Raw genomic sequence first — 15,301 nt, 5'->3', positions numbered from 1 at the left:
GGTGCCCATGCTCGATCCCGCTCCAACACCCGCTCCGCATACTCTTAATGACCGCGCGCCGCATGCAGTGGTGATCGGTTCCGGCTTTGGCGGCCTGGCTGCCGCGGTCCGGCTCGGCGCTAAAGGGTACCGAGTCACCGTTCTCGAAAAGCTCGATGCGCCCGGCGGTCGCGCCTACGTCCACAAGCAGGACGGCTTCTCGTTCGACGCCGGCCCGACCATCGTCACCGCGCCGTATCTGTTCGAAGAGTTGTGGAAGCTGTGCGGCAAGCGGATGTCGGATGACATCACGCTCAAGCCGATGTCGCCGTTCTATCGCATCCGCTTCGACGACGGCACGTTCTTCGATTATTCCGACGACCGTGACGCGGTGCTCGACCAGATCGCCAAGTTCTGTCCGGACGACGTGCCGGCCTATGACCGCTTCATGGCGGCGTCGCACGAGATATTCAAGGTCGGCTTCGAGCAGCTCGGCGACCAGCCGTTCAGCCGCTTTACCGACATGCTCAAGATCGCCCCGGCGATGATCCGGCTCGAGAGCTATCGCAGCGTCTATGGTCTCGTTGCCAAGTACTTCAAGGATCCGAAGCTTCGGCAGGTGTTCAGCTTCCATCCGCTGCTGATCGGTGGCAACCCGTTCATGTCGAGCTCGGTGTACTGCCTGATCACCTATCTCGAAAAGCAGTGGGGCGTGCATTCGGCGATGGGCGGCACCGGCGCGCTAATCACCGGCATCGTCGGGCTGATCGAAGGGCAGGGCAATCGCATCCTGTACAATCAGGACGTCCGGCAGATCGTCGTCGAGAACGGCACCGCCACCGGCGTCAAGCTCGCCGACGGCGAAGTGATCAAGGCCGACATCGTGGTGTCGAACGCCGATTCGGCCTCGACATATCGCTATCTGCTGGCGCCGGAGGCGCGCAAGCGCTGGACCGATGCCAAGATCGAACGCTCGCGCTACTCGATGAGCCTGTTCGTCTGGTACTTCGGCACGAAGCGCCGCTACGAGGACGTCAAGCATCACACCATCCTGCTCGGCCCGCGCTATCGCGAGCTGATCAGCGACATCTTCGGCCGCAAGATCGTCGCCGACGATTTCAGCCTGTATCTGCATCGCCCGACCGCGACCGATCCGTCGCTGGCGCCGCCCGGCTGCGACACCTTCTATGTGCTGTCGCCGGTGCCGAATCTGCTCGGCGACATCGACTGGCACAGCAAGGCCGAGCCGTATCGCGCCTCGATTGCCAAGATGCTGGGCGCCACCGTTCTGCCCGGTCTCGAAGACGAGGTGGTGAGTTCGAAGATCACTACGCCGCTCGATTTCCAGGACCGGCTGTCGTCGTTCCGCGGCGCTGCGTTCGGGCTCGAGCCGGTGCTGTGGCAGAGCGCCTGGTTCAGGCCGCACAATCAGAGCGAAGACGTCAAGAATCTGTATCTCGTCGGCGCCGGCACGCATCCCGGCGCCGGGCTTCCCGGCGTGCTGTCGTCCGCACGCGTCCTCGATTCCCTGGTCCCCGAGGCCAACAGTCTGGTGACACCATGAGTCTGCAATCCGACCTGCTGGCCCAATCCGACATGCTCGCCTGTCGCGAGATGATCAAGGAAGGATCGCGCACCTTTCATGCCGCCTCGATGGTGCTGCCGCGCCGGATCAGCGATCCGGCGATCGCGCTGTATGCGTTCTGCCGCGTCGCCGACGACGCCGTCGATCTCGGGCTCGATCGCGCCGCCGCGGTCGAAGTGCTGAAGGATCGGCTCGATCGGGCCTATCGCGGCCTGCCGCGCGACTTTCCGTCCGACCGGGCCTTCGCCGACGTCATCGCGCGGTTCTCGATTCCGCCGGCGATTCCCCAGGCGCTGATCGAAGGGCTGGAATGGGATGCCGAAGGCCGCCGCTACGAGACGCTGTCGGATCTGTATTCCTACTGCGCCCGCGTCGCCGGCACCGTCGGCGTGATGATGACGCTGGTGATGGGCCAGCGTAAACCCGACATCGTCGCCCGCGCCTGCGATCTCGGCTGCGCCATGCAACTGACCAATATCGCCCGTGATATCGGCGAGGACGCCCGTGCCGGCCGCATCTACATGCCGCTGTCGTGGATGCGCGAGGCAGGCCTCGATCCGGAAACCTGGCTCACCGATCCGAAATTCACGCCGGTGATCGCCGGCATCGTCAAGCGGCTGATCGACACCGCCGACGCGCTGTACGATCGCGCCACCCTCGGCATCGCCAATTTGCCGCGCGCGTGCCGTCCCGGCATCTTCGCGGCGCGCGCCCTGTATGCCGAGATCGGCCGTGAGGTCGAGCGTTCGGGCCTCGATTCGGTGTCGTCTCGCGCGGTGGTGTCGACTGGCCGCAAGCTCGCGGTGCTGGCGCGGATGCTCGCCTTCCAGGAAACCGAATGGGCCCCGGCGAACTATCTGCCGGCGAAGTTCGGCGACATGGAAGAAACCCGCTTCCTGATCGACGCCGTGATCGCCCATCCGGTCCGCGACCTGCCGCCGCGCCAGAAGGTCAATCCAGTCGAGCAGAAGGTGGCCTGGCTGGTCGACCTGTTCACGCGGCTCGAGCGCCGCGACCAGATGCAGCGCAGCCGCGTGTAGTTGGATCGCGCGGCGGTCGTGTGAGACCGGCGCGCATCTCCCTCCGCTGAGCCTTCGATTCGGCACCGATCAAGCCGATCAACGGCGTCGCCGCGTGCTGCGCGGCCGGCCGCGGCGTTGACTAAATGGATTCTAAGTCGCGCGCAGCGGCTGATGGACAGACGTGCCGTTCGGCGCGCGCAGCCAAAGCACGCCTTGTAAAACGGTATTTTCCGAGTCATCGCGACCAATTGCGACGGCTCTTCGCAGCGTTTCCCAAGCGCTTGTCTGAAGGTATTCCAATCCGCTGAGCGGTTGAGCGCATAGCTGGCAGCCTATAACCGCGCCCGCAGCTGGCGGGGGCCGGCATCAGGCTGGGCGTGCGTTTTGATTGGAAATTACAGATTGCTGAGCGTCATCGCACTCGGCGCGTTGAATAGCGTTGCGCTGATCAAGGCAGATACGGCGGTCGCCCAGGCGGATCTTCCGCCCGTCACGGTCGATGCTCCGGCGCAGCGCGCAGAGCGTCCGCGGCAGCGCCGGGTGACGCCGGTCCGCACGACGGCGGCGCCGCGGGTGGTGACGCCGTTGCCCGCGCCGGAGCGCGAGCCGAAGCCGGTCAATCATTCGAAGGATGAGAACGCGACCGAGAACAGCAAATCCTACACCGCCGCGCGCGCCAGCGTCGGGTCGAAATCCGGCGCGTCCATCAAGGACACGCCGCAGTCGATCAGCGTGCTGACGCGGCGGCGGCTCGACGAGCAGAACCTGACCACGGTCGAAGACGCCATGCGCAACGTGACCGGCATGACGGTGCTGGAGGCCGATGCCGGTCGCGCGGATATCTACAGCCGTGGCTACAAGCTCGACACCATCCAGCTCGACGGCGTCACGTCCAACGTCAACAACTTCTTCTCGTTTCCGGATCTGTACACGTTCGATCGCGTGGAAGTTCTCAGAGGGCCGAACGCGCTGTTCACCGGCTCGGGCAACCCGAGCGGAAATATCAATCTGGTACGCAAGCGCGCGCTCGACATCTGGCAGTTTCAGGGCAGCGCGAGCTACGGATCGTTCGACGCCAAGCGCAGCGAATTCGACGTCACCGGCCCGCTGACGAACGACAAGCGGCTGCGCGGGCGCATCGTCGGCGCATTCGACGACAAGAACCTGTTCTATCAGCCCAGCTTCTACAAGCGCCCGACGATCTACGGTACGCTCGAATACGATCTGACAGAGAGCCTGACGCTGTCGGCAGGGTCGACCTACACCAAGACCGATTATCTGGCGTTCTTCGGCTTTCCCGCATACCCGACCGGCCAGCTGGTTCCGGTGCCGCGGACCTCGATGTACGGCGCCGACTGGAATCGCTGGACATCGACCAGCGTCGACAGCTTCGTCGAACTCGAGCAGAAGTTCGACAATGGCGGCAAGGCCAAGGTCAGCTATCGCAACACCGACCGCGACAGCGACGCGACCTATATAACGCCCGCCTCCGCGATCGACCCCGTCACCGGCAACGGACGGCTCAATCGTATCAGGCTGACACCGTCTCAACGCAATCAGGTCGTCGACGGCTACATCACGACGCCGTTCGAGTTTCTCGGACAGACGTCGAACGTGACGCTCGGCGCCGACTGGCGGCAGTTCGACTATCGTCTGCGCAACGGCTCTGGCGGCACCGTCACCCAGAATATCTTCAACCCGGTGCCGATCCCGTATGTGACCATTCCGTACGCCGCCGACAGCGGGACCACCGAGACGCAGTCGGGCGTCTACGGCCAGATGCGGTTCAAGCCGCTCGATTGGCTGACCCTGATCGGAGGCGGCCGGCTGAGCCAGTGGGAGACCGAAAGCCGGAATAATCTGAGAGGCACCGTCTCGTCCGCAGCCGAAATCTCCAACAAGCTGACGACGAACTACGGCGTGGTGGTCGACGTCACCAAGCAGGTCGCGCTGTACGCGTCCTACGCCGACATCTTCACGCCGCAGACGCAGGTCACCGCGGCCGGAACCGTGCTGCCGCCGCGCACCGGGTCGCAGAAGGAGGTCGGCATCAAGACCAGCCTGCTCGACGGCCGCGTGAACGCTCATTTCGCCGTCTTCAAGATCAACGACGTCAATCGTGCCCTGACCGATCCGGCCAATCCGTCGTTCTCGATCGCCGCCGGCGAGGCGGAAAGCCGCGGCTTCGAGACGCAAGTCACCGGCCGGCTGCTGCCGGGGTGGGATCTGACGGCGGGGTATGCGTACACCAAGACCGAGTACCTGAAGGACTCGATCACCAACGAGGGGCTGCCGTTCCAGACGCTGACGCCCGCCCACAGCTACAATCTGTGGTCGCGCTATCTGTTCGAAGGCGGACCTCTGCGCGGCCTCAGCGTCGCCGGCGGCGCGCGGATCGTGAGCTCGTTCTACACGCGGAGCGGCGCGATCCGCATCGAGCAGAGCGGTGGCTATCAGGTGTTCACCGCGCAGATCGGCTACCAGTTCACGCCGAACGTCTGGGCGACCCTCACGGCCACCAACGTGTTCGATCAGACCTATTATCAGTACGTCAACACGGTGTCGTCCGGCAATCGTTACGGTGAGCCGCGCAGTGTGATCCTCAAGGTGTCGTCGAAATGGTGAGGGGGCGCGGGCTCGGCAGCGAGACGTTCAAGCGCCGATGCTGATCACGTTTCGCCAATCGATGACCTGGCTGCACACCTGGTGCGGCCTGGTGTTCGGCTGGCTTCTGTTCGCCATTTTCGTGTCCGGAACGCTCGCCGTGTTCCGGTACGAGATCGACTACTGGATGATGCCGGAGCTCCATGTCCCCATGGAGTCCGGCGATCTTGTCGCCGTCGGCCAGCGGACTCTGCAGTCGCTTGCGCCGGGTGCGGCGCGATGGCTGATTGAACTGCCGGCGGACCGCGCTCCTGTTCTGCGGCTGCGATGGCAGCAGGGCCCCAAGGACCGGCTGAAATCGATCTATGTCGACGCCTCCGGCCAGCAGCTCTCGCCGCGCGAGACGCGGGGCGGATCGATGATCTACCGGTTTCACTACGGGCTGTTGCTCGGCCGCGCCGGAATCTGGATCGTCGGAGCTTTGGCGATGGCGATGTTGATCGGCCTGGTCAGCGGCGTCATCATCCACGCCGATATCTTCCGGGACTTCTTCACGTTCAGGCCGTTGCGGCCCGCGCCGCGGGCCTGGCTCGATGCGCACACGGTCTGCGGAATTGCGGTCCTGCCGTTCTGCCTGGTGATTACTTACAGCGGCCTGGTCATCTGGTGGTTCATCTGGATGCCCGGCGGCATCGACCTGGCCTTCGGCGGCGATCAGGCCGGGTTCTTTCGAGCAGCCTCGCCTCGAGCCGTTGCTCAGCCGATCACGTCGTCGGAGCCGGCGGCGCCGACGGACATGTCGCGAACTCTTGCCCGGCTGCAAGACACCGCGCCCGATCGCCCGATCGTCACCGACATCAGCGTGCGGGCTCCCGGCACGGCCGCAGCGAAGGTCGAGGTCAGCCGGATGTCGCAACGCGTGCTGTGGGGCGAAAGCGATCGCCTCAGCTTCGACGGTGTCAGTGGTGAGATCATCGAACGGACGCCGGAGCGGGGCCGGCCCGCTTTCGTCACCCACCGTGTCTTCCGGATCATCCACGAAATCAAATTCGCCGATCTCGGGTTGCGCTGGATCTACTTCGTCATGGCCTGTGTCAGCTCGGCCGTGATCGCGACCGGAACGACCTTGTGGGGCACCAAGCGGCGCATCAAGCACTTCAAGGCCTTCGCGGCGGCGGGCGCTTCCGGCCGCGGCGTGCTGGTCGCGTTCGGCGTCGATGCGGTCAATGCCGGCGTGATCGCCGGAATGGCCACGGCGCTCGGTGCGTATTTCGTCGCCAACCGGTTGCTGCCACCGCTGATGCCGGGCCGCGCCGATACCGAGGTCACCATCTTCTTCGTCGCGTGGCTCGGCTGCATCGTTGTGGCGGTCTGCCTTCTGGCGGCGTCGCGCTCCCGCATGACGAGCGTCGACGGCGTCCAGACGGCGCTGCGTCGTCTGTGGGCGATCCTGTGGGGTGTCGCCGTGGGTGTCGCGGCGGCGGTTGCCCCGCTCGACGAGGCGATGACGCGCGGGATCAGCCGGGCGATCCGCGATGGCGACGCGATCGTGCTGTCGTTTCACGGCGTGATCATCGCGGTTGGGGCGGTGATGGCGTGGCTTTTCTGGATGAATCTGCGCCGGATTCCGCAGCGGCGCGGGGCAGGGGCACGATGAGCCGTCCTGCTGCGCGTCGCGGCGCGACCTCCCTTGCGGTTCGCCTCGTCGCCGCCGTTCCCGGCGGCTACGCGGTGGCCTATCTGTTTGCCGGCGCGGTGCCGTTGTGGCTGCCGCTGGAGCGCACCGAAGCCATTCTGTGGACATCGCTTGTCTCGTTCGCCGTCTTCACGATCGTCGTGCTGTATGCGTTCGGCGCCCGCGATGTGAGGCGGATGTGCCGCCATCTCGCTCTGTCGATCGCGCTGCTGATCGCCGCGATCTGGTTGGGCAGATGAAGGGGCTGCTGTCCTCGCTGCTGATGCTGACGGGCCTCGGCCTCGTCAGCCTCACGATGCATCGCCACGTCCATGCGTGGCCCGCGCGATGGCGAGCGGGCGCCGGCGGGCACGCCCGGTGCACGATCCTCCGCATCATCGCCGCGGCCTGCGTCGCACTGTCCGGCGCTGCGGCGATCGGCGGCGACCTTCAGCTCGGCCCGATCTATTGGAGCTGCTACGCGATGGCTGCGGTCATCCTGATGGCGGCCATCCATGCCTATGCGCCGCACCGGTTGCTGCTGATCCTGACGGCATCGGCCGTGCTGTCGGCGACGATCGCGCTGCTCGGCCTCGGGCTCGCGCCATCGCTCGGCGCCGCAATGGTCGTCGGTGCAGCGCCGTAGGGCCTACGGCGACAGGTCTCAAAGCTCTCGAATCGACGCCCGTGACGTGATACCGGTAACAGGGGAACGCGCAACGGATGACACGATGACAATTGATACCGACCTGGCCACCGCACCCGATGGCCATATCGAGGACCGGCGCAGCCGCGCGCGGGCTTGGTTCGAAGGCCTGCGCGACCGGATCTGCGCCGAGATCGAGACGCTGGAGCGCGAGGCGCCGGCCGAGCTGTTTCCCGGCGAGCCCGCGACCTTCAGCTACAAGCCGTGGCAGCGCAAGACCGGCGCCGGCGGCGGGGTCGGCGGCTTTCTGACGAACGGACGGCTGTTCGAGAAGATCGGCATTCACACCTCGTCGGCCAACGGCACGCTGACGCCCGAGATGGCCAAGAACCTGCCCGGCGACGGCGTGACCCGCGACTACGTCTCGACCAGCATCAGCCTGATCATGCATCCGCGCAGCCCGCGCGTGCCGACCGTGCACATGAACACGCGCTTTCTGTCGACGTCGCAGGGCTGGTTCGGCGGCGGCGCGGATCTCACGCCGATGCTGCCCGAGCAGCGCAGCCAGGAGGCCGAGGACGCGGCAATCTTCCACGCCGCCATGAAGGCCGCGTGCGACGCGCACGACCCGACCTACTACGCCAAGTTCAAGCCATGGGCCGACACCTACTTCTTCCTGCCGCATCGCGGCACCGCACGCGGCGTCGGCGGCATCTTCTACGATCACCTCAACAGCGGCGATTTCGAACGCGACTTCGCCTTCACCCGCGACGTCGGCTCGGCGCTGCTCGACATCTATCCGAAGATCGTGCGCAAGCGCATGGTCGAGCCGTGGACCGAGCAGGAGCGCGCCCAGCAGCTCGCCTGCCGCGGCCTCTATGTCGAGTTCAACCTCTTGTACGATAAAGGCACGATGTTCGGCCTGCAGACCGGCGGCAACACCGAAACCATCATGAGCTCGATGCCGCCGCTGGTGAGCTGGAGCTGAACCCCGAGTAGCTGCCGGAGGCGGCCATGGAGAACTATTACGGCCTGATCGAATTGATCCTGGTGTTCGCCTGCTTGATCGGCGGCTGGCTGATCCTCGAGCGCCAAGGCAAACGCCTCGACCGCGCCCGCGCCGAACGCGACAAGGATCGCCCGCAATGAACAGCGACAGCGCCTTCAACTACTTCGAAATCCTGATCCTCGCCATGTTTGCCGGCAGCTGGCTTGTGCTGGAATGGCAAGGCAAACGGCTGGATCGGAAGCGAGAGGCGGAGAAGGCGAAGCAGTCCGAAATGCGCTAGCTCAGCGTGAGGCCGTTCTAGGTGTCCCTGTCGGACGCAACGCTCTCGTGATAGCGAGGCCGCGTCAGATCTTCAGATTTCGATACACCGAAACTTCGCGTTCGCGGGCGAGGCGCGCGTCGTCGCCGGCGCGGATGCCGCGCCAACCGTCGAACAACACGACGATCGTGGTGATCAGCCCGGTGATCTTGCCGATCAGGAAGCCGAACGGAAAGATCAGTCGCTCTGGTGGCAGGATGAACTGCGAGCCGAGGAAGATCAGCAACGCATTGCCGAAATACGCGGTGCGGTACAGCGTCTGCTCCTTCCAGGCACTGCGCGCATAGGGCTTGGAGCTCTTCTTCACCGCCTTGTTGTAGCGCGGATTGGACAACAGCCCCCACATCCGCCGCTTCTTCGGCAGCGCCCGCGGCCCGGCCAATAGTGCGCGGAAATGCGTGCGCATCTGCCAATGCGCCAGCAACGCCAGGAGAAGATTGCCGATCACCAGCGCGGCCTTCAGCTCCCACAGCGACAACAGCAGCTGCGCGCCGAGATCGACGAACAACAGATGCGTCGCGGCATTGAGCACGAAGGCGGAGCGGTGGAGTGCGGCCCGGTTCATATCACCGACTTTCTCGTCGATGAACGCCGCGCCCGGCTTGGCGGCGCCGAGCTGCTGCAGCGCGGTGCGCTGCAATTCGGTCAACTGCCAGCTCTTGCCGAGCTCCGCGATGGTCAGCTCCGGGCTCCCGCGTTTGATTCGGAACGTCGCTTTCGCGGCCCAGCCTGAGGCACGCGCCAGCCAACGCCGGGTTACGGCGAAGCGCGAGGTCGTCGTGGCATCGACGAGCGTGTGCGGATCAGGCTGCATGCGGTCCATTATAGCGTGATCGAGCGAAGCGGTCCCGGTTCGCGTGAAGACGACGTGCCATGACAAGGATCGAGAGCTGCGCGGTCAATCCCCGAAAATCGGAGCATCCGCAAGCCGTCGGGCCACTTTCAGCGCGGCCTTGAGTTGAGCATCGCGGCTGTCGCCGCCGGCTGCCAGATCCTCGGCGGCCTCCTTAGCGGCTTGCTTGACCTTGCCATCGCCCTTGGCGCTCAGCCCCGATCGGTTCGCAACGTTCGTCGCCAGGTCGCGTTGCACAGCTGCGTCGTTGAGCGCGCCAAGTGCGTCCAGCAGCTTCTTCAGGCGCTTGCTGAACTTCGCCAGCGGCTTAGCGCTCTTATGCCCGTCGAACAGGCCCTCGAAGAAGCCGGCCGTGTAGTACAGCTTCTTGGCGGCGATCCGCACCCGGTGGCGCTGTTCGTCGTTCAGCTCGTCCAACCGATCGAGTTTGCGGATCAGCCGTTTGGCGCGGCGCTTCAGCGTGCGTTTTGCGAACGTCTTGGCCCTGGCCGGCACCTCCTGCGCGGTCTGCGCCTGGCCCGCCGCCTCGACCCACTGCTGCAAATCGGCCAGCAGCTTGTCGAAGCGCTTGTCGGTGACAGCGCGGCCCGCGGTGGCGAAGGCGCTGGCGCGGTCGGCCGCGACGCGCTTGCGGAACGCCGGCGAGCCGGCGCCGTCTGTCTCCCGCAGCTTCAGATCCATCAGGTGCAGGTCGCGCGCCGGGCCCAGCCGTCCGGTCAGCCATTTCAGCTCGCGTTTCAGTCGCTCGGTCTCGGGGCCGTGCACCAGCGGAGCGAAGATCGTGATCACCACCCGCATGCGTCGAAGCGCGATCCGCATTTGGTGCACGGCGGTCGGGTCGTGCTGCGCGACGCCCGGCTTTTGCGAGGCGATCCGCGCGAGAAGTGCGGCAGCGATCGTCTTGAACGCGTCGGTTGTCGTGCTGTTCGCCGTGAGGGAAATGGAGTCGGAGACTGGCTGGCGGGCCGTGGCACGCGCAGATTTGACGGCCGTCTTGTGCCCCGCAACGCGCGGAGCAGCCACAGCTTTCTTGACAACTCGACGCATATCAACCCGCAGCGGCACCCATCCGCGTTCACAGTCTAGCAGCTTTCCGGCCGAAATGGGTCCTCGCGCGACGCGCCGCCCCGTGAAAAATCGTCGCGCGCGCGGTCAACAAACCCGCTACGCGCGCTGCAGAACCTGCAGCGGATAGCCGATCAGCTTGGCGGACGCGAACGCGATCGCCATGCCGATCACCGCGGCGATCGCCTGGCCGCCATAGAACCAGGCGGCCGAGTCCGGATCGGGATTGAGCCGCACGGCGAGGTCGAGGCACCACAGGATCGCGACGATGCCGACCACCATCACGATGAAGAGCTGCATCCGCTGCACCGCGGCCTCGATCCGGGCCATCCGCGCTTCGACATGCTTATCGGGGACCGTCGTCATTGCGTCCTCACCACCAACCAAAGTTCAACTGTGCGATCGCGTTGCGATCGATTCCTGATTAGCACGGAGCTATCTTGCAGTGCACTGATAACACTCAGCACAAATAACGGTCGCGGACGATTAGTCCGTCGTCGTAGAGACCAGTACGATCGGCATGCCCGTTGACTTAGCGCAAATACGACAGAAGGTAAATTTGGGAAACAGGGCCCCTTTACAGCAGTTCTAATCGCCGCGGCGGCGTGCGCTTGGGGGGAGCTCTCGATGCATACACCTTGGCAAGCCGCGACGGCTGTGAGCGAGCCGAAGGAGCTGCGTCCGCTCACCGGTAACGAGGCGATCGCCCGTGCCGCCTGGGAAGCCGGCGTCCGTGTCGCCGCCGCCTATCCGGGGACGCCAAGTACCGAGATCCTCGAAAACCTCGGGACCTATCCGGCCGAAGATCTGCACGCGCAATGGTCGACCAACGAGAAAGTCGCGCTCGACGTCGCGATCGGCGCCTCGTTCGCTGGCTCCCGCGCGCTGTGCGCGATGAAGCATGTCGGCCTCAACGTCGCCGCCGACGCGCTGATGTCGTTCGCCTATATCGGCGTCAATGGCGGGCTGGTGCTGATCGTCTGCGACGATCCCGGCATCCACTCGTCGCAGAACGAGCAGGACAGCCGGATCTACGGCCTGCTCGGAACGCTTCCCATTCTGGAGCCGAGCGACGCGCAGGAGGCCTACGAGTTCACTAAGCTCGCCTTCGATATCTCCGAGCAGTTCGACACGCCGGTGATCGTGCGCAGCACGACGCGGCTGTCGCACACCCGCAGCACCGTCTCGGTCGGTCTGCGCTGCGAGGTGCCGCCGCGGGTGTTTCTGGAGAAGCCGTCGAAGAACGTGATGATCCCGGCGCATGCCCGCGGCCGTCACGTCGCAGTGCTGGAGCGCGAGGCGAAGCTGAAGGAGTACTTCACGGTCTCGGGCATCTCCCAATGGGAGAAGGGTGACGCCAGCTTCGGCATCGTCACCGCCGGCACCTGCTATCCTTATGTCCGTGAAGTGCTGCCGAACGCCACCGTGCTGAAGCTCGGCGCCTCCTGGCCGCTGCCTGAACCATTGCTGCGCGACTTCTGCGGCTCGGTCGAGCGCGTCTTCGTGGTCGAGGAGCTGGAGCCGATCATCGAGAAGGAGATCGCGTCGCTCGGCATCAAGGTCGAGGGCAAGCGCTTCTTCCCGCGCGCCGGCGAGTTTTCGCCCGAAGTGGTGCGGGCCGGTCTGGTGCAGGCCGGCATCCTGCCGGCGCCGCCGTCGCTCAATGCCTGGGTGCCGGAGCCGGTGGTGCGCCCGCCGGTGCTGTGCGCCGGCTGCCCGCACACCTCGGGCTTTATGGCTGTGCGCGCCTCCGGCGCCCGTGTCGCCGGCGACATCGGCTGCTACACGCTGGCGGTGCTCGATCCGCTGCGCGGCATCGACACCTGCGTGGCGATGGGCTCGTCGATCGGCAACGCCGTCGGCATGGCCAAGGCCGGCGAGTCCAAGCCGGTCGTCGCCACCATCGGCGACTCGACCTTCCTGCACGCCGGCATCCCGGCGCTGATCGACGCGGTCTACAACCAGGCCAACATCGCCGTGATGCTGCTCGACAATCACATCACCGCAATGACCGGCGGCCAGGAACATCCCGGCACGGGCAAGACGTTGCGCGGCGATCCGGCGCCGCAGATCAACTACGAAGCGCTGATCCGCGCCTGCGGCGTGCAATGGGTCAAGACGGTCGATAGTTACGACCTCGCCGCCACCCATCAGGCGCTGCGCGAAGCGATCGCCTATCGGGGCGTCGCGGTACTGATCTCGAACCGGCCCTGCGTGCTTGATCCGATCAAGATCAAAGGGCCGCCGCTGGAGATCAACGCCAGCCAGTGCACCGCCTGCCAGTCCTGCATGAATCTCGGCTGCCCGGCGCTGACCTGGAGCGACGAATGGTTCGAGGGCCGCCACCGGATCAAGATCGATCCGGCGCTGTGCATCGGCTGCACGCTGTGCGCCCAGGTCTGCACCATCGACTGCATCAAGATCGCGAGCCCGGCGGTGACGCTATGAACGAGCAGAGCAACATCGCCGTGAATGTAGACAGCGAGCCCGTCGCCTTCAACGCGGCGCTGGCCGAACCTTTCAACGTGCTGATCGTCGGGGTCGGCGGGCAGGGCGTCATCATGGTGTCGAAGGTGCTGGCGTCGCTGGCGCAGGCGCACGGCTTCGAGGTCAAGCAGAGCGAAGTCCACGGCATGGCCAAGCGCGGCGGCACCGTGTTCAGCCACGTCCGGTTCGGGCCGAAAGTGTGGTCGCCGACCATTGCCAAGGGCGAGGCCGACGTGCTGATCGCGCTGGAATGGGCCGAGGGCCTGCGCTGGCTGCCCCATCTGAAGCGCGACACCGGCGTGTTCATCTGCGACACCAAGCGCATCGTGCCGCCGTTCGCCTGCCTCAACCGCCGGCTCGGCGCGCCGCTGCGCTACTCCACCGAGACCGCCGAGCAGGTTTCGGCCTACGTCTCCGAAGCCTATGCGATAGACGCCACTCGGATGGCCGAAGAACTCGGCAACGACCGCGCCGCCAACGTCGTGCTGCTCGGCGCGCTGTCGACCGTGCTCGAATTCGAGCTGCCGGAGTGGGAGAAGACCGTCACCAGCTTTGTGCCGAAGAAGACCATCGCGGTGAACAGTGCGGCGTTCGAACTCGGCCGCAACTGGATCGCCGAGGCGAAGACCGCGACGCCCCCGGACGACGCGGCGACCAAAGCTGTGCCGGTGCACGCGCATTATTCGGCGCGGCTCGAAATCACCGACGCCTGGTGCAAGAGCTGCGAGATCTGCGTCATGCTGTGCCCGGAGCGTTGCCTGACGCTGAACGCCGACCGCATCGCCACCATGACCGCGCCGGAGAAATGCACCGGCTGCCGGCTGTGCGAGTGGCTGTGCCCCGACTTCGCGATCCGCGTCCATCTCGACACCGAAGCGATGATGGAGGCCGCGCGATGAACGCGATCGATCGTTCGCACCAAAAGCCCGCCGCCAAGCTGCTGTCCGGCAACGCCGCTTGCGCTCAGGGCGCGATCGACGCCGGCTGCACGTTCTTCGCCGGCTATCCGATCACGCCGTCGTCGGAGATCGCCGAGCGGCTATCGGTGTTGCTGCCGAAGGCCGGCGGCGTCTTCATCCAGATGGAAGACGAGATCGCCGCGATGGCCGCGGTGGTCGGCGCCTCGATGGGCGGCGTGAAGGCGCTGACCGCGACCTCCGGCCCCGGCTTCTCGCTGAAACAGGAGAACATCGGCTACGCGGCCGGTGCGGAAATTCCCTGCGTCATCGTCAACGTGATGCGCGGCGGCCCGTCGACCGGCATGCCGACGCGGCCGTCGCAGGCCGATATCTTCCAGACCCGCTACGGCAGCCACGGCGACTATCCGATCATCGTGCTGGCGCCGGCCTCGGCGCGCGAGATCTACGACGAGACCATCCGCGCCTTCGATCTCGCCGAGATCTGCCGGACGCCGGTGATCGTGTTGTACGATCAGGTGATCGCGCAATCCTCGGAGACGGTGTCGCTCGGCGGCCGTCCGCCGGTGCACGCCACGCGCAAATGGGCGAGCGGCCCGCGCGACAGCTACAAGCCCTATGCGGCCGGCGACGATCTGGTGCCGCCGATGCCGCGCCCCGGCGACGGCTATCGCACGCATACGACGGGCCTGACGCACAGCGAGACCGGCTTCCCATCGCAGGATCCCGAAACGGTGACGCGCAATCTCGGCCGGCTCTACGCCAAGCTGGAGAAGCATCGCGACCTGATCGACAGCTACGAGGCGGTGCGCTGCGAGGACGCCGAGGTGGTGATCGTCGCGATCGGCATCAGCGCCCGCGCCGCGCGCCGCGCGGTCGATGCCTGCCGCGCCGAGGGCAAGAAGGTCGGGCTGTTTCGTCCCATTACGCTGTGGCCGTTCCCGGAGATCGCGTTGCGCGAGGCGACCAAGACCGCCAAGGCGATCCTGGTGCCCGAACTCAACATCGGCCAGCTCCGGCTGGAGATCGAGCGGCTGCTGCGCGATCGCCGCGTCGAGGGCCTGCATCTGATCAGCGGCGAGCCGATCACGCCGGCGCAGATCGCAGCTAGCGCCACCAAGCTCGCTTCGGAGGTCTGAG

At 65.7% G+C, this 15,301-nt stretch carries 15 protein-coding genes; 12 read left to right on the top strand and 3 right to left on the bottom strand.

Going from position 1 to position 15,301, the window contains the following annotated elements:
* Positions 1 to 7 precede the first annotated feature (7 nt).
* From LPW26_RS10920 to LPW26_RS10885, 9 genes are all read left to right on the top strand, one after another.
* Entirely contained in the window at positions 8 to 1,543 is a 1,536-nt protein-coding gene (locus LPW26_RS10920) for a phytoene desaturase (RefSeq protein WP_238735102.1), read from the top strand.
* A complete protein-coding gene (locus tag LPW26_RS10915; protein WP_238735101.1) occupies positions 1,540 to 2,604 on the top strand; it encodes a phytoene/squalene synthase family protein in 1,065 nt (354 codons plus the stop codon). The genes LPW26_RS10920 and LPW26_RS10915 overlap by 4 nt, the downstream gene beginning before the upstream one ends.
* 384 nt (positions 2,605 to 2,988) lie before the next feature.
* Positions 2,989 to 5,211 (top strand): TonB-dependent siderophore receptor, encoded by a 2,223-nt coding sequence (locus LPW26_RS10910; protein ID WP_238735099.1) that lies wholly within the window; start codon positions 2,989 to 2,991, stop codon positions 5,209 to 5,211.
* 37 nt (positions 5,212 to 5,248) lie between these two features.
* Entirely contained in the window at positions 5,249 to 6,847 is a 1,599-nt protein-coding gene (locus LPW26_RS10905; RefSeq protein WP_238735098.1) for a PepSY-associated TM helix domain-containing protein, read from the top strand.
* The gene (locus LPW26_RS10900; protein WP_238735096.1) at positions 6,844 to 7,125 is read left to right on the top strand and encodes a hypothetical protein; all 282 of its coding nucleotides are present in this window, start codon (positions 6,844 to 6,846) and stop codon (positions 7,123 to 7,125) included. Before LPW26_RS10905 ends, LPW26_RS10900 begins: the two co-directional genes overlap by 4 nt.
* Positions 7,122 to 7,511, top strand: coding sequence for a hypothetical protein (locus tag LPW26_RS10895; protein ID WP_238735094.1), 390 nt, complete (start codon positions 7,122 to 7,124; stop codon positions 7,509 to 7,511). The genes LPW26_RS10900 and LPW26_RS10895 overlap by 4 nt, the downstream gene beginning before the upstream one ends.
* Positions 7,512 to 7,596: 85 nt before the next feature.
* Positions 7,597 to 8,499, top strand: a complete 903-nt coding sequence (hemF, locus tag LPW26_RS10890; RefSeq protein ID WP_238735092.1) for an oxygen-dependent coproporphyrinogen oxidase — start codon at positions 7,597 to 7,599, stop codon at positions 8,497 to 8,499.
* A 26-nt stretch (positions 8,500 to 8,525) separates the two neighbouring features.
* Positions 8,526 to 8,660, top strand: coding sequence for a hypothetical protein (locus tag LPW26_RS25350; protein ID WP_263858991.1), 135 nt, complete (start codon positions 8,526 to 8,528; stop codon positions 8,658 to 8,660).
* Positions 8,657 to 8,800: a hypothetical protein gene (locus LPW26_RS10885; protein WP_238735090.1), complete on the top strand. Its 144-nt coding sequence runs from the start codon at positions 8,657 to 8,659 to the stop codon at positions 8,798 to 8,800. Before LPW26_RS25350 ends, LPW26_RS10885 begins: the two co-directional genes overlap by 4 nt.
* Before the next feature lie 64 nt (positions 8,801 to 8,864).
* Here the strand turns inward: LPW26_RS10885 and LPW26_RS10880 are convergent, their stop codons facing one another.
* The 3 genes from LPW26_RS10880 to LPW26_RS10870 all read right to left on the bottom strand — a co-directional run bounded on the left by LPW26_RS10880 (position 8,865) and on the right by LPW26_RS10870 (position 11,123).
* Positions 8,865 to 9,653: a hypothetical protein gene (locus LPW26_RS10880; RefSeq protein ID WP_238735088.1), complete on the bottom strand. Its 789-nt coding sequence runs from the start codon at positions 9,651 to 9,653 to the stop codon at positions 8,865 to 8,867.
* 84 nt (positions 9,654 to 9,737) lie between these two features.
* Positions 9,738 to 10,757 (bottom strand): CHAD domain-containing protein, encoded by a 1,020-nt coding sequence (locus tag LPW26_RS10875; RefSeq protein ID WP_238735086.1) that lies wholly within the window; start codon positions 10,755 to 10,757, stop codon positions 9,738 to 9,740.
* A 99-nt stretch (positions 10,758 to 10,856) separates the two neighbouring features.
* Entirely contained in the window at positions 10,857 to 11,123 is a 267-nt protein-coding gene (locus tag LPW26_RS10870; RefSeq protein ID WP_238735084.1) for a hypothetical protein, read from the bottom strand.
* 261 nt (positions 11,124 to 11,384) lie between these two features.
* Between LPW26_RS10870 and iorA the strand changes: the two genes are divergently transcribed.
* Genes iorA through LPW26_RS10855 form a run of 3 tightly spaced genes read left to right on the top strand, consistent with a single transcriptional unit; the run spans position 11,385 to position 15,300 of the window.
* Positions 11,385 to 13,205, top strand: a complete 1,821-nt coding sequence (gene iorA / locus LPW26_RS10865; RefSeq protein ID WP_238735083.1) for an indolepyruvate ferredoxin oxidoreductase subunit alpha — start codon at positions 11,385 to 11,387, stop codon at positions 13,203 to 13,205.
* Entirely contained in the window at positions 13,202 to 14,143 is a 942-nt protein-coding gene (locus LPW26_RS10860) for a 2-oxoacid:acceptor oxidoreductase family protein (RefSeq protein ID WP_238735081.1), read from the top strand. Before iorA ends, LPW26_RS10860 begins: the two co-directional genes overlap by 4 nt.
* Positions 14,140 to 15,300, top strand: coding sequence for a 2-oxoacid:acceptor oxidoreductase subunit alpha (locus LPW26_RS10855; RefSeq protein WP_238735079.1), 1,161 nt, complete (start codon positions 14,140 to 14,142; stop codon positions 15,298 to 15,300). Before LPW26_RS10860 ends, LPW26_RS10855 begins: the two co-directional genes overlap by 4 nt.
* Position 15,301: the final 1 nt, after the last annotated feature.

Origin of the sequence: Rhodopseudomonas infernalis (genome assembly GCF_022271405.1) — a bacterium.
Taxonomy (GTDB): Bacteria; Pseudomonadota; Alphaproteobacteria; order Rhizobiales; family Xanthobacteraceae; genus Rhodopseudomonas; species Rhodopseudomonas infernalis.
Note: the sequence above shows the minus strand (reverse complement) of the source record. Positions and strands in the feature narration are given on the sequence as shown.